At 57.9% G+C, this 20,808-nt stretch carries 19 protein-coding genes and 1 pseudogene; 7 read left to right on the forward strand and 13 right to left on the reverse strand.

From position 1 onward, the window contains the following. Positions 1-3: 3 nt before the first annotated feature. A complete protein-coding gene (locus HNQ99_RS04115) occupies positions 4-477 on the reverse strand; it encodes a nuclear transport factor 2 family protein (protein ID WP_322790310.1) in 474 nt (157 codons plus the stop codon). Between the two features lie 92 nt (positions 478-569). Here HNQ99_RS04115 and HNQ99_RS04120 point away from each other — a divergent pair, with 92 nt between their 5' ends. Next, entirely contained in the window at positions 570-1,529 is a 960-nt protein-coding gene (locus HNQ99_RS04120; RefSeq protein WP_184474362.1) for a LysR family transcriptional regulator, read from the forward strand. 239 nt (positions 1,530-1,768) lie between these two features. Here the strand turns inward: HNQ99_RS04120 and HNQ99_RS04125 are convergent, their stop codons facing one another. From HNQ99_RS04125 to HNQ99_RS04140, 4 genes are all read right to left on the reverse strand, one after another. Next, positions 1,769-2,200 (reverse strand): CBS domain-containing protein, encoded by a 432-nt coding sequence (locus tag HNQ99_RS04125; protein ID WP_184474363.1) that lies wholly within the window; start codon positions 2,198-2,200, stop codon positions 1,769-1,771. 86 nt (positions 2,201-2,286) lie between these two features. Further along, positions 2,287-4,734, reverse strand: coding sequence for a DNA ligase D (gene ligD / locus HNQ99_RS04130; protein WP_184474364.1), 2,448 nt, complete (start codon positions 4,732-4,734; stop codon positions 2,287-2,289). A 3-nt stretch (positions 4,735-4,737) separates the two neighbouring features. Then, positions 4,738-5,640: a non-homologous end joining protein Ku gene (ku, locus tag HNQ99_RS04135; RefSeq protein ID WP_184474365.1), complete on the reverse strand. Its 903-nt coding sequence runs from the start codon at positions 5,638-5,640 to the stop codon at positions 4,738-4,740. A gap of 22 nt (positions 5,641-5,662) precedes the next feature. Then, positions 5,663-5,848, reverse strand: coding sequence for a DUF3008 family protein (locus HNQ99_RS04140; protein WP_184474366.1), 186 nt, complete (start codon positions 5,846-5,848; stop codon positions 5,663-5,665). 127 nt (positions 5,849-5,975) lie between these two features. Here HNQ99_RS04140 and HNQ99_RS04145 point away from each other — a divergent pair. The 3 genes and pseudogenes from HNQ99_RS04145 to HNQ99_RS04155 form a co-directional block, all read left to right on the forward strand. Further along, positions 5,976-6,647: pseudogene (locus HNQ99_RS04145) on the forward strand (UdgX family uracil-DNA binding protein); the annotation flags it as partial. A gap of 5 nt (positions 6,648-6,652) precedes the next feature. Next, entirely contained in the window at positions 6,653-7,648 is a 996-nt protein-coding gene (locus tag HNQ99_RS04150) for a DNA topoisomerase IB (RefSeq protein WP_184474420.1), read from the forward strand. 80 nt (positions 7,649-7,728) lie between these two features. Beyond that, positions 7,729-8,580, forward strand: a complete 852-nt coding sequence (locus tag HNQ99_RS04155) for an SDR family oxidoreductase (protein WP_184474368.1) — start codon at positions 7,729-7,731, stop codon at positions 8,578-8,580. A 42-nt stretch (positions 8,581-8,622) separates the two neighbouring features. On the opposite strand, the gene HNQ99_RS04160 is transcribed toward HNQ99_RS04155, so the two are convergent. From HNQ99_RS04160 to lptF, 5 genes are all read right to left on the reverse strand, one after another. Then, on the reverse strand, positions 8,623-9,792 hold the full coding sequence (locus HNQ99_RS04160) for an acyltransferase family protein (RefSeq protein ID WP_184474369.1): 1,170 nt from the start codon (positions 9,790-9,792) through the stop codon (positions 8,623-8,625). A gap of 162 nt (positions 9,793-9,954) precedes the next feature. Then, positions 9,955-11,112: an N-acetyltransferase gene (locus tag HNQ99_RS04165; protein WP_184474370.1), complete on the reverse strand. Its 1,158-nt coding sequence runs from the start codon at positions 11,110-11,112 to the stop codon at positions 9,955-9,957. A gap of 93 nt (positions 11,113-11,205) precedes the next feature. Further along, positions 11,206-11,976, reverse strand: coding sequence for a sterol desaturase family protein (locus HNQ99_RS04170; protein WP_407692297.1), 771 nt, complete (start codon positions 11,974-11,976; stop codon positions 11,206-11,208). A 141-nt stretch (positions 11,977-12,117) separates the two neighbouring features. Next, positions 12,118-13,212 carry an LPS export ABC transporter permease LptG gene (gene lptG / locus HNQ99_RS04175; protein WP_184474371.1) on the reverse strand — a complete coding sequence of 365 codons (1,095 nt, stop codon included), beginning with the start codon at positions 13,210-13,212 and terminating at the stop codon, positions 12,118-12,120. Positions 13,213-13,215: 3 nt separating this feature from the next. Further along, complete coding sequence (lptF, locus tag HNQ99_RS04180) at positions 13,216-14,421, reverse strand: LPS export ABC transporter permease LptF (RefSeq protein ID WP_184474372.1); 1,206 nt, start codon at positions 14,419-14,421, stop codon at positions 13,216-13,218. 127 nt (positions 14,422-14,548) lie between these two features. Between lptF and HNQ99_RS04185 the strand changes: the two genes are divergently transcribed. From HNQ99_RS04185 to HNQ99_RS04195, 3 genes are read left to right on the forward strand one after another with little or no spacing between them, the layout of a single operon-like run. Then, positions 14,549-15,079, forward strand: coding sequence for a DUF2141 domain-containing protein (locus HNQ99_RS04185; RefSeq protein ID WP_184474373.1), 531 nt, complete (start codon positions 14,549-14,551; stop codon positions 15,077-15,079). 14 nt (positions 15,080-15,093) lie between these two features. Next, positions 15,094-16,068 (forward strand): diacylglycerol/lipid kinase family protein, encoded by a 975-nt coding sequence (locus HNQ99_RS04190; RefSeq protein ID WP_184474374.1) that lies wholly within the window; start codon positions 15,094-15,096, stop codon positions 16,066-16,068. Between the two features lie 39 nt (positions 16,069-16,107). Continuing rightward, on the forward strand, positions 16,108-17,022 hold the full coding sequence (locus HNQ99_RS04195) for a hypothetical protein (RefSeq protein ID WP_184474375.1): 915 nt from the start codon (positions 16,108-16,110) through the stop codon (positions 17,020-17,022). On the opposite strand, the gene HNQ99_RS04200 is transcribed toward HNQ99_RS04195, so the two are convergent. From HNQ99_RS04200 to HNQ99_RS04210, 3 genes are all read right to left on the reverse strand, one after another. Then, positions 16,979-18,805, reverse strand: a complete 1,827-nt coding sequence (locus HNQ99_RS04200) for an ATP-binding protein (protein WP_246414431.1) — start codon at positions 18,803-18,805, stop codon at positions 16,979-16,981. The genes HNQ99_RS04195 and HNQ99_RS04200 overlap by 44 nt on opposite strands. A gap of 256 nt (positions 18,806-19,061) precedes the next feature. Then, a complete protein-coding gene (gene spt / locus HNQ99_RS04205; RefSeq protein WP_184474376.1) occupies positions 19,062-20,267 on the reverse strand; it encodes a serine palmitoyltransferase in 1,206 nt (401 codons plus the stop codon). 108 nt (positions 20,268-20,375) lie between these two features. Next, entirely contained in the window at positions 20,376-20,618 is a 243-nt protein-coding gene (locus HNQ99_RS04210) for an acyl carrier protein (protein ID WP_184474377.1), read from the reverse strand. Positions 20,619-20,808 lie beyond the last annotated feature (190 nt).

Here is a 20,808-nt window from a genome sequence, read left to right on the forward strand (position 1 = left end):
TCCTCAAAACATGCCATTATCGTTCAGGGACGTTGCGGGCACCGGCTGGGACACATCCCAATGTTCAGCAATCATGCCGTTTTGAATGCGAAAGATATCGATCACCGCGTTGCCACGATCGCCAGGGTTGATGACGACATGCACATGCGCAATGACATAATCTCCGTCGGCAAATATGCGTTTCACCAGATGTTGTGCCTGTGGTGAAGTTCGCTTAGCCCAATCGAGAAATTCCTTCAGCGCTTGGGCGCCGCTGGGTGCGAGCGGGCTGTGTTGGATGTAGTCGGGAAGGAACAGGCGGTCCACGGCACCACTATCCAAAGGGCGCAGTACCTCATCATAAACCCGTTCAACCAGATTGATGTTGGGATTGTCGCTGAAGCCGCTCGAGCTGGGCGGGACCTGTTCCATCCGATTCATACTCTCCATAACCCTATCATTTGATACAATAGTAAAGGCCCGCATAATGAAAGCCACTATTAAATCCTGACATCGGCGTTATTCTATCTATGCGGTCTGGTCGGAGCGCCGAAAAGCAGCCGCCGAGCGGTACCGGCGAGAGGGGGGTCATGATTGAAAAATACCGCGGGCTGGATCTAAATCTTTTCATTGTATTCAACGCCCTACTGACGCATCGCAATGTCTCTCGAGCGGCCCGTGATCTGGGACGCAGCCAAAGCGCCATTAGTCATGCATTAGGCCGTTTGCGCGCCTATTTCGGCGACGAACTGTTCGTGAAGACGCAAGATGGTGTTCTCCCTACCGAAAGAGCGTTGGAATTGAGCGAGGCGGTCGGAGCTTTCGTCGCTCACGCTGATACGGCGTTATTGCGCGCCGTCCCCTTCGATCCGACCACCGCCCGCCGTCAGATTAATTTGGGCTTATGGGATACCGGTGAACTTGCGACGCTGGTTCCCTTACTGGATGCGCTGCGTGTTAAAGCTCCCAATTGCACCATCTATAGTCGGCCATATACCGGCGATGCGCTGGAGCAGGCACTCGCCAGCGGTACTTTAGACCTTGTATTAAGCGCTCCCGTCGCTCTGTCCGCCAATATTCTGCAGCAAAAACTATATGATCATCGTTTTGTCGTAATCGTGTCCAATGATTGCCCGTTGGAAGGTCCGATAACGGCGCATCAGTTCAGCAAACAAAAGGAGATTATCGCTATCCCTTCTCCGCTCCTGAAACCCAGATTAGCCGAAGCGATGGAAGCGTTGGGAATAACGCGGAATATAGCGGTGACCACTCATCATAATCTGATTTTGCCTCACATCGTTGGTTCCAATAGCGAATATATTGCGCTTGTTGCCCACCGCGTGGCCCATGCCTACAAGGAAACATTCGGTCTCAAGATTCTGGAAACGGCTTTTGAAATCCCCCGAGTGCCGATCTGCCAATATTTCCATCGGCGCGTGAAGAACGACCCCTTCAGCATTTGGCTGCGCAGACTAGTATGCCGGACCATGGCGCAACGTCCAGAACTGCATTTTGGCCCTGACAATTCTTTTGCAGCGCAGGGTGGATAGGCGGCGGCGGGGACTAGCTCTCGTTCACGTGCATAACGATTATTCTTCTTTTTCCGCACGCTTTTGCCGCGAAAGCTCCTAAGCTCCTGTTCAAGCAGAGTAGCTTTTTTGCAGGCTCTGCGCACCTGCGAGCGGGAAGAGCACTGGCCGCTCTTCCCGCTTTTTTCTTTCTCGCGATAATGCGAAGCGGGAAGCAGGCTTTGTATTTTGCAAATGACCGCTGGTCAGGCAACAGGGCTTCAAGACTGAGAATGAATTGTGCTGGGACGGGCTATTTCGCCCAATGCCTCACCTGTATGCGCCGGACCGGCGCTGGTGGCGAGATCGCTTAGTGAAACGATGCCGACCAGCCTTTTGTCCCGATTGACTACCGGAAGTCGCCGAACCTGTATGTCCGCCATATTGTCGAGGACGTCATCCACATCCTCATCTTCAAAGCAATAACGCACCTCATTGCTCATGATCTCCTGAACTGGAGTCGAAGGACCTCGGCCGCGAGCGATCGCACGGATGGCGATATCCCGATCAGTGATCATTCCCACCAGCTTTTCATCTTTCGACACTGGCAGGATGCCTGAATCAATATCCGCCATAGCGGTGGCGGCCTCCTGTATCGGTTCTTCTGCATCGACAGTGCGGACATCGCGCGACATGCATTCCATGACTTTCATCTGGCCTCTCCTCGTCATGATAGGGTTGCGTGATAAGAAATGCTGCCGATTGCGCTTGTTCCCTCGACCCTATAATCGGGCGCCGTTCAATGGCCCGGAAGTATCTGCCGGGCGATGCCCCAACCGGTAAGCGCACGACTGCGCGACCGTTCAAGCAACGTCGATACATCGCGGATGGTGAAGCGGGAGGCCTTGTCGATTTCCCCAAGTTCCTCCCAACTGATCGGGGCGGCTACCGGAGCCAGATCGCGCGCGCGGACGGCGTAGGGCATGATCGCTGTGGACCCCCGCTGATTGCGCAGCCAATCGACGAAGATGCGGCCCTTGCGCTTGGCCTTTGACATGGTGGCCGTGAAGCGTTCCGGCTCCGCCTCCGACAGGGCGACGGCGAACCGCCTTGAAAAGTCCGTGACCAGCGGCCATTCGGCATCTGGAGCAAGCGGAACGATGACATGCACGCCCTTGCCCCCGGTCAGCATCGGGAAGGTGACAAGGCCCATGTCCGACAAGTGACGTCGCAGGTCGCGAGCAGCCTTTTTTACCAATTCAAAATCCAGCCCTTCGTCAGGATCGAGATCGAACACCATGCGGTCAGGCTTTTCCACGTCCGTTCCAACCGATCCCCATCCGTGGAATTCGATCGTTCCCATCTGGACGCAGGCGGCGATCCCGTCTGCATCGCTGACGCAGAGATACGGTTCTGTCTGACCGCCCTTTTCCTTGATATCGACATGATGAACATGGTCACCGAAGCTGCCCGCGTCATGTTTTTGAAAGAAGCATTTCTTGGCACGTCCCTGGGGGCAGCGAACTAAGCTGATCGGGCGATTGGCCATTCCAGAGAGCATGAGGGCAGAAACGGCCGCATAATAGTCGGCAAGTTCGCCTTTGGTGATGTCCGAGCCAGGGAAAAGGACACGATCGCGGTTGCTGATCTTCACGCTGGACGGGCTAGAGCTAAGGTCGGACGTGGGGAGAGGCATTTCAGGCGAGACCTCTTTTGCGGGCTTGTCGCTCCGAAGGCCAAGGAAGCTGCCGTGCCGGACCACCCCGTCGGCAGTAAATTCCGCGAAGGCCACCTCTGCCACCAGCTTCGGTTCGATCCAGCGAACACCCCGCCGCGCGGCCGCCGGAACATCCAGCGCAGGCTTGTCGCGGGCCAGCTTATCCATCTTCTCACGCAGATCATCCAGCATCGCGCTATCGAAACCGGTTCCAACGCGGCCTTTATAAATCAGCCCCCCTGATTCGTGCTGAGCGAGCAGGAGAGATGAGAAGGGCCGGGCCTTGGCGGAACTGGGCGTCCAGCCCACAATCACGAATTCCTGCCGCAGAGTGCATTTTACCTTCAGCCAACTCATTGTGCGGCGACCGGAATAGGGGGCGTCGGCGCGTTTGGACACGATACCTTCTTGCTGGGCGTCGCACATGGCGCGAAACAGCTTTTCACCCTCGCCCACGATATGCTCCGCATATTGAATGGGTGAATTGCGATCCTGGGGCAAGATGCCGCGCAAGCGTTCCTTGCGAAGAATATTCGGCTGCTTTGACAGGTCTTCTCCGTCAAGTTCCAGCAGATCGAAGGCGAAGAAGGTAAGGCCCCTGCCGCCCTGTTTCAACGAAGATTGAAGACCGGAAAAGTCCGGCTTCCCTTCGGCGTTCATCCAGATGATCTCACCGTCGATCAGGGCAGTGCCGGCGTCGGTGCCCTTGGCGGCCGTCACAATCTCTAAAAATTTGTCCGACCAGTCGAGACCGGAGCGTGTATAGGCGCGCGCTTCCCCGCCGCCAATCGCCAGCAGGCAGCGGTAGCCGTCATATTTAAGCTCGTGCAGCCAATGGTTGCCAGGTGGAACGTGATCGACCAGTGTCGCCAGCTGGGGAGCGCGGAACTTTGGCAGCTTACCGGCGGAACGCTTGCCTTTGGTAGATGCCTTGATGGGAGAGGCTGCCTTCACATTGGCGGCAATTTCCTGCATCGTGCGACCGGTTTTGACGCTGGTAAGGGCGCGGCCCGTCAGAAGGTCCGCCGAGCCTGCAAATTCATCCTCCACTTTGCGCAGCAGCCAGTTTTCGCGCTTTTCACCGGGCTTGCCCTTCAGCCTGATGAGAAGCCATTCCCCCTTCATGCGCTCGCCATGCAGGATGAAATGGAGATGGCCCTTTTCCAGGTCGCTCGCCTTCTTGCCTTTGACCGGCTCCCAGGTGCCCCGGTCCCACAACATCACGGTGCCGCCCCCATATTCCTTTTCCGGGATGATGCCTTCAAAAGTGGCATATCCGAGCGGGTGATCCTCGGTTCGGACGGCAAGGCGCTTGTCGGCTGGGTCGAGGCTGGGACCGCGCGTGACCGCCCAGCTTTTCAAAACGCCGTTCATTTCCAGCCGGAGGTCCCAGTGGAGGCGGGTGGCGTCATGCTTCTGTACAATGAAGCTATTGCCCTTCGCCGCGCCACGCTTGCCGCGAGGCTCGGCCGTCTTCGTAAAGTCGCGCTTGGCGTTGTAGAGGGCAAGCGGATCCGCCGTGGTGGCCATCGGCTAGGCCCTCTTGCGGGTCTTCGCTGCAGGTTTTGCGGCGGGTTTGGCCGGAACCGCCTTTGGCTTGGCGGCTGTTGGTTTCCTGGTGGCCGACTTTTTGGCGGGAGCAGCAGCTTCGGGCTTTTCTATGGATTTTTTTAGGGCGGCCATCAGGTCGATCACGTTCGAGCCGCTAGGTCGCGCGGGTTCTTCGTCCGGGGTTACCTTGCCGCCTTTCGCCTTCAGCTTGCGGGCGACAAGTTCCTTCAGCGCGTCGATATAATGGTCCTTGAAGGCATCCGGATTGAAGTGCGACGTCTTTTTCTCGATCAAGGCCTCGGCGAGTTCCAGCAACTCCTCATCTGGCTCGCTATCGCCGATGTCGCGGAAAAAGGAATTGGCCTTGTTGACTTCATCTGCATAGCGCAATGTTTCCATCACCAGCCCACGGCCGCATGGCTTCAGGCTGACGATGTATTCGCGCCCGCGTAGCGTCAGTTGGCCAAGGCCAACCTTCCTGGTCCGGCGCAGAGCCTCACGCAACACCACGAACGCTTCTTCAGCCAGGTCATCGGCGGGAACTACGTAATAGGGCGTCTCATAATAAAGCACGTCGATTTCATTTGAATCGACGAACTGGGTGAGTTCCAATGTCTTTTTGCTTTCCAGCTTGACGGCTTCGACCTCGTCGGGATCCAGCAGGACATAGCTGCCCTTTTCATATTCGAAGCCCTTAAGGATTTCATCGGCGTCAACGGGGCCGATGCCGGGAACCACCTTTTCATATTTGATCGGTTTGCCGGACGGCTCGTGAATTTGGCGAAAGCTTACCTTAGCCCCGCTTTTGGTGGCGGAATAGACTTCGACCGGGATGGAGACCAGCGCCAGCCTGATTTGTCCCTGCCAATATGCACGGGCGGCCATTTAGGGGTGCTCCTGCCAAATCTCAGTCGGATGCATGCTGCGGCTTTCCCTTCTGCTTGGTGGAAGCCATTTTTTTCAGCTCTTTCTCGCTCATGGAATCGTACATGGACTTAGAGGCGCCCTTCAGTTCGCCCTTCTTCGTGTCGCCACGCTTGGCGGAAAGGGCGGCACCGGCCGCCATTTGCTGGGACTTGGATTTCGCAGGCATGAGGTATCTCCTTTGCCGTGAAAATTACGGTTTGGATAAGCATTCAAAGCCGGATGCGCCGCTATGTTCCCTACGGCGGGGGAGCCAGGAGCCCGCCGAATTGTTTTTGCTAACATGGCATATTGCGGCCGTGCTGGCAGAGGTGAACTCTCAGCAGTCCGCCAACCGGAGAGGAAGCGTGACAGAAAGGCAGGAGCAGTGGACGGCGCTGCGCAATGAATCCGCGCATTGCACGCGCTGTCACCTCTATCGCTACGCCACTCAGACGGTCTTTGGTGAAGGGCCGCTCCGCGCGCCACTGCTGTTTGTGGGGGAACAGCCGGGCGATCAGGAGGATCTGGCGGGCCGACCCTTTGTCGGCCCAGCGGGCGGGATTTTTGACCGGGCGCTGGAGGAGGCAGGCATCGACCGGACCCGCATCTATGTCACCAATGCGGTGAAACATTTCAAGTTCGTACAGCGGGGCAAGCGGCGTCTGCATTCAAAACCTGATGCTGGAGAAATTGAGGCCTGCAGGTTCTGGCTCGACCGGGAGCGCGCAATTTTGCGGCCAGCCCTTTCAATCGCGCTTGGCGCGACCGCTGCGCGAGCGCTTTTGGGTAAACCTGTTACGATTGGCAAGGTTCGGGGCGAGGTGCAGAAGCTCCCCGATGGCGGGCTCGCATGGGTCACGGTGCATCCAAGTTTCTTGTTGCGAATTCGGGAACGTGATGATGCACGGCAGGAATATGGCCGCTTCGTCGGAGATCTGCGCAGGGCCGCCGACATGGTCGCCGAAATGGCGGGAGGCGGAAATTGAGCGGTATGCTCTGCTTTTCCGACGATCGCATGCCCGGCATCACCCGCAAAAGGGCAGGGCTGGGCTGGGGATATTGGGACCACAAGGGCAATCGGATCACCGACCGCGATGAAATCGACCGATTGAACAGGATCGGCCTGCCCCCGGCCTATGGGAGGGCCTGGTTCTGCGCCGATCCCAATGGCCACATTCAGGCGATCGGATATGACGACAAGGGACGCAAGCAATATCGCTATCATCCCGACTTCCGGGCGCAGCAGGATGCCGACAAGTTCGGCCGCTGCGCCGCCTTTGGACGAGCGCTGCCCAAATTGCGGCGGCAGGTAGAGCGAGATCTGAAGCGCCCTCGCATGGACCGGCGCAAGGCGGTTGCTGCCGTGGTGCGGCTTCTGGACGAAAGCGGTATCCGCGTGGGCAATGAGAATTATACCCGGCAGAGCGGCACATTCGGGGCCACCACGCTCCGGACACGACATGCGCGGCTCGATGGTTCCACGGTTCGTCTTCGCTTTGTCGGGAAATCGGGCCGCAAGCATGAAATCAGCATCGATGACCGGCCCCTCGCCCGGATCGTTCGACGGTGCCAGGACCTGCCGGGGCAACATCTCTTCGCCTATCTGGACCATGTAGGCGAGGTGCGGCCCGTGAGTTCTACCGAAGTGAATGATTATATCCGGTCCGCCATGGGCGACGGATTTTCAGCCAAGCATTTCAGGACATGGACGGCAAGCGTCATCGCCTATGAAAAGCTCGCCGCCGCTGGCGAAGGTCGTGTACCACTGAAAAGCCTGCTGCAACCGGTGGCGGACGCCCTTGGCAACACGCCACCCATCGCGAAAAAGTCCTATGTTCATCCACGCATAATAGAAGCGGCGGCGATGCCGAGCGGCCGCCCGATATTGCAACGGTTCAGGAACAGCAGATATCTGAGTTCCGCCGAACGCGGGCTGATCTCGTTCCTGGAACTCACCGAAAATTGTCCTCCTCAAAGCTCAGCCTGACGCAGGCCGCGCGGCTCTTGGGAACGGAGGCAAGGGGGGAACCGTTGCCTTACATATCAGCTAATTAAGGATGCGATCTCATGAGCCAGACCGAACCCATGATTCATGAAGATGACCTACCCGGCGAAGAACGGAAGCTTGCCCCTAAGCCAGAATGGCAACCGCGATATCCCGGATCCGGACGGTTGCAGGACAAGGTCGCGATTGTGACCGGTGGCGACAGCGGGATCGGGCGCGCCGTTGCGGCGCTTTATGCCAGGGAGGGCGCGGATATCGCCATCGTCTATCTGTCTGAGCATGCCGATGCGCGTGAAACCTGCCGGATCGTCGAGGCCGAAGGTCGCAAGGCCATCGCCATAGCCGGCGACGTGGGCAGCAAGGCATTTTGCAAGGCGGCTGTCGAGGAAACCGTCAAGGAACTGGGTGGGTTGGACATTTTGGTGAATAACGCCGGAGAACAACATCCTGACGAGGATATTCGAGACATCACAGAGGAACAGCTTCGCCGCACGTTCCAGACCAACATTTTCAGCATGTTCTTCATGGTGCAGGCGGCGCTCGACCATATGAAAAGCGGCGCGGCCATAATCAACTGCACATCGGTTACAATGTATAAGGGTTCGGGCGGGCTGCTGGATTATTCCTCGACAAAGGGCGCAATAACGGCCTTCACCCGATCACTCTCCGAAAACCTGATAAAGAAAGGCATCCGCGTGAACGGCGTCGCGCCGGGGCCGATCTGGACCCCGCTCAATCCTTGCGGTGGCGCTCCACCGGAAAAGGTGGAGCATTTCGGCGAAAGTACGCCCATGGGCCGTCCAGGTCAGCCCAATGAGGTGGCGCCCAGCTTTCTGTTCCTGGCTTGCAAGGATGCAAGCTATATGAGTGGCCAGGTCCTGCATCCCAATGGTGGGGAAATTGTTGGCGGGTAAGCGGAATGAGTGGCCAGTGCTTGATTACAGGAGGATTGGCCCTCAGGCCCCTTCCAGCGCGCGACCACTGACAGGAGTGAGGGCAGGCGGCAGCATGGCTCCGCGAAAGCGTCTCTTGGCCCAGGCGTTGATGGGCGCTTCGAAATAGCGGTAGGAATAATGCGCCGCTATCAGCGTGATTGGCAGGGTGGGGAGCAGCCCGAGCGCGAATAGCGCCCGGCTGCTGCCCCAGCCCTGGTCTTCCAGAACCGCGCCCCATCCGATCATGACCGGTAAGTGCAGGATATAGAAGCCATAGGAGCTTTCGCCCATCGCTACGAAAGGCCGCCAGGCCATCAATTTTCGCAAGCGGACTAGCATCGGCCATCCTTGAAGCGAGCAGATGAGGATCGTACCAACCCAGACCGCCAGCGGCAGGGCAAAGAGGATATGGCCGCTTCTCGCCGCCAAAAGGATCAGCACTGCGCCTAAAGCCAGGGAAATCTGAGGCCGTTCAGCCAGCTTTGGCAGGTAAAGCGCCGTCAGCATGCCCAACAGGAAGTAAATGAGCGCTATGGGCAGGAATGACGGAACCTGTGGGAAATAAGGGGTGAACAGCTGCTTTCCAACAAATGCCAGAAACACAACTCCGCCAAAGGCAAGCGGCCGGCGCGCAGGCTCCTTTAACAGCATAAGCAGAAGTGGGGCGGCAATATAGAATTGCATTTCCAGGGACAGGCTCCATGCCGGCCCGTTGAAGCTGAGGCCTGACCCGTAGAGCAGATTGTCCGGTATCGCCCCGTGCATCAGTGTGAGGTGTCCCAGAAGATGAGGCAAGAAGGCTTGCGATTCTCCCTCCGTCCGCGCGGCGATGCGGGTGATATCGGAAGCGGCGGCCCAGCCAAGCGATTGCAGCAGATCCGGATAGGTCCAGGATGTCACCAACCCCAACAGCAGGCCGACCAGATAAATAGGATAGATGCGGAAGAAACGACGCGCCATGTATTGGCCATAGGTCTGAGGCGTGGCGAGCAGCGACGTTGCAATGGCAAAGCCGCTCAGGATCATGAAAACGCTGACCGCCATGCTGCCGTTCGAGATGAGGCCAGCAATGCCCGACTTGCCAACGCCCAGGAGGAACATGAAGTGGGTCAGATAAACCCACAACGCCATTAAGCCGCGCAAACTGTCGAGTTCTATCAGCTTGCCCAGAACAGTGCGATTGTCTGCCATATCGAAAGCGTACCTCCCATAGCGCTTCAGCTTCAGGCGCTATGGAACGCTATCGAAACGCAAGGTGGTGCTCCAGCTATGCGGTTGTCGTAAAACGCGGATTCGGCACTGGCCAAGGATGATGCGAACGCGTGCTGCGGTAAAATGTTGAAAAGGCCGTTCCTACAGCGCCTTGTCGTAGATCTGATAGACCTTGTTGACCTTCGCCTCGATTGCATCAGCGATGGCGTTCATACCCTGATTGTCGTCCAGCACCCAGCCGATTTCGCCTCGGGTGGCATTGAAGCGGGTTATGGCGTCGCGACGGATATATTCAATCATCATGAAGGCCAATTGGCTGGCCAGGCGGGATGCCTGCAGGCGTTTTACCACACCCATGAGCGGCACACGCATCGTCCGGACTTTTGGTGCGCGCAGCCACCAGAGCAGCTTCGCCCAACCGAAAGGAAAGAGGGAGCCGTTCAGCGGCGTCAGCGCTTCGTTCAGGTCCGGCAGGGTGATCATGAAGGCCACGGGCTCTCCCTCCACCTCGGCGATGCGGATCAGGTCTTCAAAGACGATGGGTTTCAACTTCTTGCCGGCAAAGGCGATCTCCGAGTCGGTCAGTGGAATGAAACCCCAATTATCCGACCATGCATCATTGAGGATGTGCATGATGATCGCCGCTTCCTCATCGAAGCGCGCCTTGTTCACACGGCGAATAGTGATGCGGCTGCTTTTTTCCCCCGATTGCACGACCCGTTCGATGAGCGGCGGAAAGTTGCGGGTAATGTCCAGATCATAAGTCAGAAGCTGTTTGGCGGGCTGGTATTGCGCCGCCTCGATCCAGGCTTGATATTCCGCGCGATGATGTCCCATCATGACCGTGGGCGGATGGTCATGACCCTTGATCAGCAGCCCAGGTTCGTCCCAGATTGAAATGCTCAAGGGGCCGAGTGCCCGGGTCATGCCCTTGTCGCGCAACCAATCCTCCGCCGCCTGGATGAGTGCTGCGGCGCTCTCGGCATCCTTCGCTTCGAATAGGCCCCAATTGCCGGTGCCCGGTCCCATCCCCTGCTCAGGCGGCATCTGCAAGGCAAGATGGTCGATATGTGCAGAGATACGGCCCGTCACTTCGCCTGCCCTGCGCGCAAGGAAATATTGCGCCTCGCCATGTTCAAACCAAGGGTTTTTGCCGGGCGTCAGGAGGCCGTACACCTCGTCCTTCAGCGGCGGCACCCAATTTGGGTCAATAGCGTAAATAGCCCATGGAAGCTCGACGAAAGCCTTGAGATCGGTCTTGGAAGAAACGGGTGCGACGGTGATATTGTTGGTTTTCATGGCCTTGCACCCCCAAGCGGCTGAGCCTGCCGAAGCTCTGTTCTGTTGTTGACTTAAGCGGTTTGGACAAAGCTCGGGGCCGATGAGAAGCCGTCAGTCCCGGTCCCGTTGCCGGGGATGACCCGTCGCCACTACCCCGCCGGACAGATCCTTCACCCAGGGATAACGCTTCGCGACCTCATCGGTGTAGCCGAGATTGAAGACGGTCGGGCTTTTTTCCTTCCGCTCATGCCGTTCGTAGAAGGTGCCGAACAGACGATCCCAGAAGAAATTGGTGATGCCGTAATTGCCCTTTTCATCATGAAAGTGATGGGCCATGTGCCGCGCCTTCATCGCTGCGAGGGTTTTGTTCTTCGGCTTGTACGAGAGATGCTGGATGCAGTGGCAGAACTCGTAGATACAGGTGGTGACGAGTCCTGCGGACAGAGCTATGGCGGCTCCGCCTATGCCGCCAATGGCATAGCCGATCGGCGCCGTGGCGATGGCGATGGTGGGCAGCGTCGTGTGCAGCGCGCCGAAAAGCACCTCCAGATGATTGGGATCCTGATGATGATCATAGTGAATGCGCTTCCAGGTCGCGGCCATGAGAGGAAGCTTGAACATCCAGTTGCTATGCAGCACCCATCGATGCAGCGTGTACCATGCCAGGGGGTAGAGCAGGATCGCAATCGCCACCGACGCCAATGTGGGAACAAGGGGGGCAGGGCGATAGACCCAAACGGCCGCGGATAGAGCCGCCAGGCCCAAATATGCGATGATCGCCGGATATTGGAAATAGGCGACGACCAGTTCCCGCAAAGTCATGCGATCCAGATGATGCGAGCGCTTCCAGAAGCTCTGTTGCTGCATGTCAGCCGTGTTCACGTCAAAACCTCTTTGCCGTCTTTGCGCGTCACGTGGGTGGCGGACGCTCCTTATAACTGTCGCCTATCATCCCGCAATAAGGCGGTTTTAGGACAAGCGCGCATTTTCACCGCCATATTTAGGTGCGGTCCGCCTCAACCGCTACTCCTCGGTCCGGACGAGAACGGTTTCGCCCACCAGCAGGAAGAGGATGAAAGGCGCCCATGCAGCCATCAACGGCGGATAAGCGCCAAGGTTGCCCATGGCGAGGGCGAAATTATCCGCGACGAAATAGGCAAAGCCCAACGCCATGCCAAGCACCGCGCGGATGAAGAGCTTACCTGATCGGGCGAGCCCAAAGGCCGCAACCGCACCCAGCAGCGGCATCAACATGGCCGAAAGCGGACCTGAAATCTTGTGCCACAGATTCGCCTCAAGCGACTGAATAGGCCTTCCTGCGTCCTTCAAATCGCTGATGGCGGCGCGCAGTTCTCCGAAGGAAAGACCGTCTGGATCGACTTTCGACAGCGTGAACTGGTCCGGGCGCACTTCCGGAGCCACGCGTACGGAACCGATCCTTTCCTGCGTGCCGCGAGCGACGTCGAAGCGCACGGCGTTTTCCAACTGCCACATTCCATCGGCATAATGCGCCCCCGGAGCCTTGGTGATGCTGCCCAGGACATTGTCGGTCCGTGTGAAGATGCGCACATCGCCCAAGCGCGTATTCGTGCCGCGTCCTTGCACGGTGCCAGCCTGTATCAGTTGCCCCCCATCACGTACCCACACGTTCGTTTTCACGCCGCTGTCCCGAGGAATCGGGCCATATTCCACCTGCTGCCAGGCGTCGAGCGATGCATTGGCACGCACGACGATTCGCTCATCAAAGGCAAAGCTGATGACCGCCACGGCCGTGCTGGCAAGAACGAGCGGCGCAAGCACCTGATGCGCGGATAGACCCGCCGCCTTCATCGAAATGACCTCGCTGTTCTGATTGAGTGTCGCGAGGGTGATAAGAGTGCCGAGCAATACCGAAAAGGGCAGGAAACGGTCTACGATTTGTGGCACGCGCAGGCCGATATAACGCCACAGCTCCGCATCCCCATTACCGGGATAAGCCAAAATTTTCCCCGATTCGCCCAGCAGATCGAGCGTTTGCAGAACCAGCACAAGCATCGCCAGGACGGCAAAGGTGCGGAGCAGGAACATTTTGGCCATGTAGAAGGCCATGGTTTTGGATGGAAAGAACTGCAACTGCATAGCTCAGGTCACCTGATGGAGTTTGCGGCGACCAAAGCGGAACCATTTGCCGATCCACTTCCCGCTCTTTGCAAAGGCACGTTCAAGCGCGCCGATCGGCTGTCCTCCTGGCCGATGGGCGCTTACATGATACATCCAGAATATAAGGCCGCTGAACAGGAGAAAGGGCACCCACAGCGCGATGAACGGACTTATGATGCCAAGTGCTCCCAGCGATTCTGCATATTCATTGATCTTGTGATACGTCACTATGAAAACGATCGAGAGGAAGACGCCCAGCGCGGACGTTGATCGTTTTGGCGGGATTGCAAAGGCGATCGCCGCAAGCGGCAACAGAAGCATCATTGCCACCTCGACCAGTCGGAAGTGGAAATTGGCGCGGGCTTCGTTGCGTAGTTTTTCGCTGGGATTGCTGTCGCTGCCAGCCTTTACCAGCTCCGGTATCGTCAATTCAAGATCAGCATCGCCCCGGCCGCGGAACGCCTCTATCTGTGGCAGGTCGATAGGCAGGTCGTGCGAGCTGAAGCTGAGGATGCGTGGGGCCCTGTATTTCGGCGATTCATGCACCAGCACGCCATTTTTCAGTCGGAAAATAATCGTGTCCGGATCGTCGGTCGCGAGAAAAGTGCCCTGAGCCGCGGTGACAGCAAGGGATTGACCGCTCTTGTCCTCGATTCGCACGAAAATGCCGTAGAGATCGCGGCCATTATCGCGGCTTTCCTCAATCCTGAGGGTCATCCGCTTTCCCAGATTGGTAAATTCGCCCACCTTGACCGATGCGCCCAATGCCCCTGAACGCAATTCGAAGCGAAGCCCTTCATAGGCATAGCGGGCATAAGGTTGCACGAAGCCCACAATTGCCAGATTCACCAGTGCAAGGGCGATGGCATACATATAGGGCACCCGGAGCAGCCGTCCGTAGCTGAGGCCCACCGCACGCAGAACATCGAGTTCGGACGTTAATGCCAGCCGCCGAAATGCCAGTAAAATGCCAAGCATCAGCCCGATAGGGATGCCGAGCGACAGATATTCCGGAATGAGATTGGCCAGCATGCGCCACACCACGCTGACCGGCCCGCCCTCCGCTGCCACGAAATCGAAAAGGCGCAGCATCTTGTCCAGGACGAGCAACATGGCGGCGATAACCAATGTCCCAAGAAGGGGCAAGGCGATCTGCCGAGCGAGATAGCGGTCGGTGGCGCTAAGCATTTTCAATATCTCGTCGTCCCGTCACCATGTTTTGGCCGCAAATACTATCCATATCGCTAGGCGGGGCAAACAGGACCGCCCGGTTTGCAGCGTCAGCCGGGCTATAGCTTCCAGGAGTCTATTGGTCATGTTGAAATTTGCGGCGAAATCAGTGGCAGTGGCAGCTTCTGCCGCTTTCACCTTGTTTCTGCCCCTGGGCGCCGAAGCGGCCGCGATCGGTCCGCATGCCGCCATGTGCGACAATGGCGCGAGCGCTGTACTCGTTCAGGTCGAAGGTTTGAAAAGCCGGACCGGCAAGATTCGGGTGCAGCTTTATACCAGCAACAGCCGAACTTTCCTTGAGAAGGGTGAGTGGCTGGAACGAGTCGAGGTGCCAGTTCCCTCCTCGGGTGTCGCAGATGTCTGCGTTCCTGTTCCCAAGCCTGGCAATTATGCTGTTTATGTCCGGCACGACGCGAATGGGAATGGCAAGAGCGATCGAAAGGATGGCGGCGGCTTCTCGGGCAATCCCGATGTCAGTCTGAGCGATCTGGTCATGAAGAAAAAGCCCAGCATGAGCAAGACGCAGTTTTCCGTGGGCAACGAAACCCGGCCGATCCGGGTAGTCATGAATTATGTTCAGGGGCTCTCTTTTCAGCCGCTGAAACAATATAGATAGGTGGCACAGCCGCGATGGTTTGCGTAGCGCTTTTGTCCAATCCCAAATCGACAGGCAACCGTGCCATGTTGCCACGTGTGCGCAGCCATTGCGTCAATCATCCCGACATCTTCCACTATGAGGTGGAGCATGTCGATCAGATCGGGCGCGCGCTGCAAACTATAGCTCGCGTCAACCCCGCGGTGATAGTCATCAATGGCGGCGACGGTACGGTACAGGCAGCGCTGACCGAATTGTATCAGGGCGAACATTTCAAGGGCAAGGTGCCGCCTATTGCAGTGCTGCCTAACGGAAAAACCAATTTGATTGCCCTGGACCTGGGCACCTATGGCGATCCGCTGAAGGCGCTGGACCGGATCGTGGATCTCGCCAAAACCGGCCTTGATGACCATGTAGTGGCACGTGAACTGATTTCGCTGTCGGACGGCCAAGCGGGAAGCCGGCCAGTGCTGGGCATGTTCCTGGGCGGAGCGGGTCTTGCCGACTATATCCTATATTGTCGCCACCATATCTATCCCTTGGGACTTTCCAATGGGCTCAGTCACTTCCTGACGGCGGTGGCGGTCATATTTTCGCTGCTGCTAGGGATTAGTGGGAAATATATGCCGCCCAAGACAAGGCCCATAAAAGTCTCTCTTATTCGGGAGGGGCAATTGCGGGGTCGTTTTTCGTTGCTGATCGTCACGACTTTGGAACGACTGCTGTTGGGCGCGCGCACGGGGTTGAGCAATGAGGCGGTCGGCAGCATGAAGCTGATGGCCGTGGATCACAGCCTGTCGGCGCTGTTCCGGATGCTTTTCGCTAGCGTTTCCGGCAAATTAGGAAAACGGAAGCTGACCGGCATCCATCTTGAGCGGGGCGACATGATCCGCATTGAGGGCGAACATAGCAGCGTCATCCTGGACGGGGAGCTGTTCCAGGCGGATCCTGGACATCCTATCGTGCTGACGTCCACCGCGCCGGTGCCTTTCCTGCGCCTCGCCGCCTGAGGCTTCTATTTCATGCTTTCAGTGCTAGGCTGAACAGCCATGAAGAGCTGTGAACCCTCTCTTCCGGCGCTCGTCGCAGCGGAGCTAGCCGAGCCGGTCAATCCGCTTGTCGAACTGATGGCCAAGGCGCTCGCGGACCAATATCCCGGCGCGGCGCGAGCGGTCCTTTTCTATGGTTCGTGCCTTAGGCAGCAGCAGCTTGAAGGGTTGATGCTCGACTTCTACCTGATCGTTTCCGATTATCGGTCGGCTTATCGCAAACGTTGGTTGGCCGCCGCGAACCGCCTGATCCCTCCCAATGTCTTTCCTTTCGCTCATGAAGGACTGGCCGCCAAATATGCCGTGTTGAGCGAAGCCGATTTTGCAAGGTTGAACAGCATGAAGGCCGACAATGTCTCGGTCTGGGCACGATTTGCCCAACCCTCGCGGCTGGTGTGGGTGGCAGAAGAGGCCGCGCGATCAAGCGTTATCGAAGCAGTCTCGCAGGCAGCTCCCACTCTGTTCAGGCTTGCTGCACCAGCCGTCAGGTCCTCGGTTGGAGAGGGTCTTGCTTATTGGCGCACCGGATTTGACCTGACCTATAATGCAGAGCTACGGGCAGAGCGAAAGGGGCGTTCCGCTTCTATCATAGACGCCGATGAGGAGCGCTATCGCCGCTTTACCACTCCTGTGCAAAAGGCGGCCAATCTGGCGCCCGAGCAATCCTACACGGAGTCCGAAATAGCGGCCAATGCGCGACTCTGGCGTCGATTGCAGCGCCGGGGCAAGCGGCTGACACTGCTCCGGCTCGCCAAGGCGAGTCTCACTTTCGCGGGAGGCATCGATTATCTCGCCTGGAAGATAAATCGGCACGCCGGCACTGACATAAGGATCAAGCCGTGGCAGCGTCGCTGGCCCCTTTTGGGAGCAGTCAGCTTGTTGCCGCGGCTGTGGTCTCGGGGCGCCGTTCGCTGACCGGGCCTTTAAGGGCCTGGCCGATGGCCGCTGAAAGCGCGGCGATGGTATAGGGCTTGCGCAGTAATTGGCACCCATCGAACATTGCGGCGTCGTCAATGTCACCGGCAAAGCCGGATACGAACAGAACCGGCATTGACGCATGCGATTTGCGGAGGAGGGCCACCATCTCCGGCCCGGTCATATCGGGCATCAGAACGTCCGAAATGATAAGCTGGATTTCGGGATGGCTTGTCAGCAACGCAGCGGCTTTCAAGGGGTGATCGCAAGCGATCGGCTGATGGCCCAAATCGATGAGAGCATCGATCGTCGCCGAAAGAACGCGAGGGTCGTCTTCCACCACCAATATTGTTGATTCGCCATCATGTTCGACCCGTTCCAGGGCGGACACATTTTGCACCAGGTCAGCAGTCCGTTCCTCCACGACATGTTGACGCGGTAGATAGAGCAGCACTTCGGTGCCTTCGCCGACCGCCGATATGATCTGGATCTCTCCCCGGCATTGCCCCACAAAACCGAAAAGTTGGCTGAGACCAAGTCCTGTACCCTTGCCCACCGCCTTGGTGGTAAAGAAGGGTTCGAATACCCGCGAAAGCACCTCTGGCGGCATGCCGCAGCCCGTATCCCTGACGCTCAGCACGATATAGTCGCCGGCAGGGCATTCGCCGATCTCGCCCTCATGTAGCTGCGCTTGACGTGTGGATATGGTGAGCGTGCCCCGTCCATCCATGGCGTCGCGGGCGTTTACAGCCAGATTGAGAATCGCGTTTTCCAGCTGATGGCGGTCAACCCATATTTTCCAACCCTGAGTACCCGGCGCGGTTTCGACCCTGATCTGATCGCCAATTGTGCGGTCGATAAGCTCGGTCATTTCGCAAATGAGATTATCCGGGTCGATGACCTGCGGCAGTAGCGGTTCGGACCGGGCGAACGCCAAAAGGCGGCGGGTCAGGGCAGAGGCCCGGTTCGCCCCTTCCATCGCGTTGGCGATGTGGCGTTCGGCATGGGCCGGATCCTGATGCAGCTTACGCCGGGCGAGTTCCAAGCCGCCCACAACGACTGCGAGCATATTGTTGAAATCATGGGCTATGCCGCCCGTCAGCTGCCCGACAGCCTCCATCTTCTGCATCTGCCGCAGGCTTTCTTCGGCGGCGGCGCGTTCACCGGCTTCGCGATGGAGTTCCTCATTGGCGATCTTCAGTTCAAGGGTGCGCGATGTGACCGCGTCTTCCAGATCGGCGGCGCGAAGCGACTCCGCTTCGGCAAGACGGCGGGCATGACGACGGTCGCTGAGCGCGGCATTGGCGGCCCAGCCCATGCCAAGCGCGCCGACCAGGATGATAAGGCCGAAGATGCGGTAGGTGCTCGACAAAGCTTCAGAGCGGATCTCGGTATCGCTGACGGCTTGGCTGCGCTTTTCCAGCACGGCCTCTTCGGCCTTGATAACCTGTTTTAAAAGGGAGTTGATGCGCGCGAGGCTTTGGGCACGACCTGCTTGGTGAAAGCGTGCCAGTGAGCCCATTTTCTGGTCATAGCTGGTGCGCAGTGCAATGTCGTTCAGTTCCTGCCCGCGCTGCAGATAGGCATCCCGGAGCTGCGCCACGAGAGCCCTTTGCGAGGAGTCCTTGCGTGTTTCGCGCGCCAGAAGTTCCAGCTGCTGTCCCGCCTTGCCCCATTCGGATTGATAGACGCGGCCGACATTCTTGTCGGTGCTGATCACGTAGCGGGCGAGGGTGGATTCCGATCGGGAGATGGTCGCATCCAGGGCGCGGGCGATGTTCATCACCACAAAACTATGCCGCTGAGACGTTAGGGCATTGTCCCGTTCCCTGCTGGCCTGAGATACGAAAAACAGCAGAGCTGCGAGGGTAAGCGAAAGCCCTGCCGCGAAAAACAATGGCAGGAAGCGTGCGATCAGCGCTTGTAGGCGCGCGTTCGGCTCATCGATGAATATGTGCCGCTCCTCCGATTTTCTTTCAACATAGCCTATGCGATGACTCGTGCAAAGATACCGTTTTGACGCCGGAACCGATTAGTCTCTAGTTGATACACCCGACTAAGCGCCCGGCGGTTGCGAACATCTCTATGATCTGTCCGACCTGCTCACCCGAATGCTCCGCGCATAGGGAGCAACGCAGGAGGAAGGTGCCGGCGGGGGTCGCAGGCGGGCGAGCCATGTTGACATAGAGGCCCAGCTCCAGCAGCGCCTGCCACATGGCCACGGCCTGTGTCTGATCGGTCAGCATCACCGCAATAATGGCGGATTGAGGCGTTTCCGTGCCGAGCTTGAACCCAAGGTCGGTGAGACCCTTATGAAGGCGGCGGCTGTTTTCCCAAAGGTGCGCCCGCTTGTCAGCGGCATGCATCAGCTTGCGGATTGACGTCGCGGCGGTCGCTACGACGCTGGGTGGCAGCGAAGCGGTGAATACATAAGGCCTGCAGACAAGGCGGAGCACGTCGAACTTGGGATGGTTGGAGACACAGAAGCCGCCGACCGTGCCGACCGATTTGGAAAAGGTGCCGACGACGAAGTCAATGTCGCCTTCACAGCCCAGTTCCTCGAACACGCCCCGGCCATTTGGACCGAAAAAACCCATGCCGTGCGCTTCATCGCAAAGGATCATCGTGTTCGGGTGTTTCTTTACCGCCGCGACCATTGCGGGCAGGGGGGCAATGTCGCCCAGCATCGAATAGACGCCTTCCAGGACGACGAGCTTTTGCGCTTCGGCAGGAAGACGGCCAAGGCGCTTGTCGAGGTCCTCGACACTGTTATGGCGGAAACGGACGATCTCCGCATTGCCAAGCGAGCAGCCGTCATAGATCGACGCATGGCTATCAGCGTCCAGCACCACATAGTCGCCCTTGCCGGCGAGCGTAGAGATCATGCCGAGATTGGCCTGATAACCGGTTGAAAAGACCATGGCGTGGCTGGTGCCGTAAAATTCCTTCAACGCCTCTTCGCATTCCTTATGGCCCTGATAAGTGCCGTTGAGAACGCGGCTGCCGGTCGTGCCCGAACCGAAATTATCAAGCGCGTCCTTCCCTGACTGAATCACATCGGGATCGAAGGTCATGCCCATATAATTATAGGTGCCGAGCAGAATCGTTTCCTTGCCCTTGATAATCGCGAGGGTCGGGGATTTCACCTCGTCCATCACAATGGCGAAGGGATCGCGTACGCCTGTGGCCAGCAGCGCTTCGCGTTCGGCGATAAGAGGATCGAATTTGGAGAAAAGGTCAGTCATATCCGTTTTCTAATTTCCCGCTCGTGTCGAGCGAAGTCGAGACATGTTTAGCCCATCCTCGCATTGCGTCCCTCGACTTCGCCTCGGGACGAACGGAGGAGGAGTTGATCAACCCCTCAGCTTCGCCACCGCGTCGACCAATTGTCCGACGGTTTCGATTTCCGCCTGCATATTCATGGTGATGATGATATCGAACTCATCTTCGATTGCCGCGACGAAATCCATGACCGTCAGGCTGTCCCACTCCAGATCGCCAGCAAAGCTGGTGCCTTCGGTCAAATCGATGCCTTTTTTGTTGAAAGGTTCGATCTGAGCCGCGACGCTGTCAAAAATGTCCTGCCGGTTGCTCATAATATCGTAGGTTCCTTGGTGCTGGCGCGGATGCTTGCCAACAGATGTGCCCCTTTGGCAAGCGAATAAGGCGCTAATCGGGCATGATCTTGCCCTAGAGCGTCGGATTGGAAATGTGAATCGCTGGGGATTCCCCTGGCGTGAGATTTGTGATTCCTTCTCTTTGGAGGTGGATCATGGGCAAAGCACA

The organism is Rhizorhapis suberifaciens (assembly GCF_014200045.1).
Lineage (GTDB): Bacteria > Pseudomonadota > Alphaproteobacteria > Sphingomonadales > Sphingomonadaceae > Rhizorhapis > Rhizorhapis suberifaciens.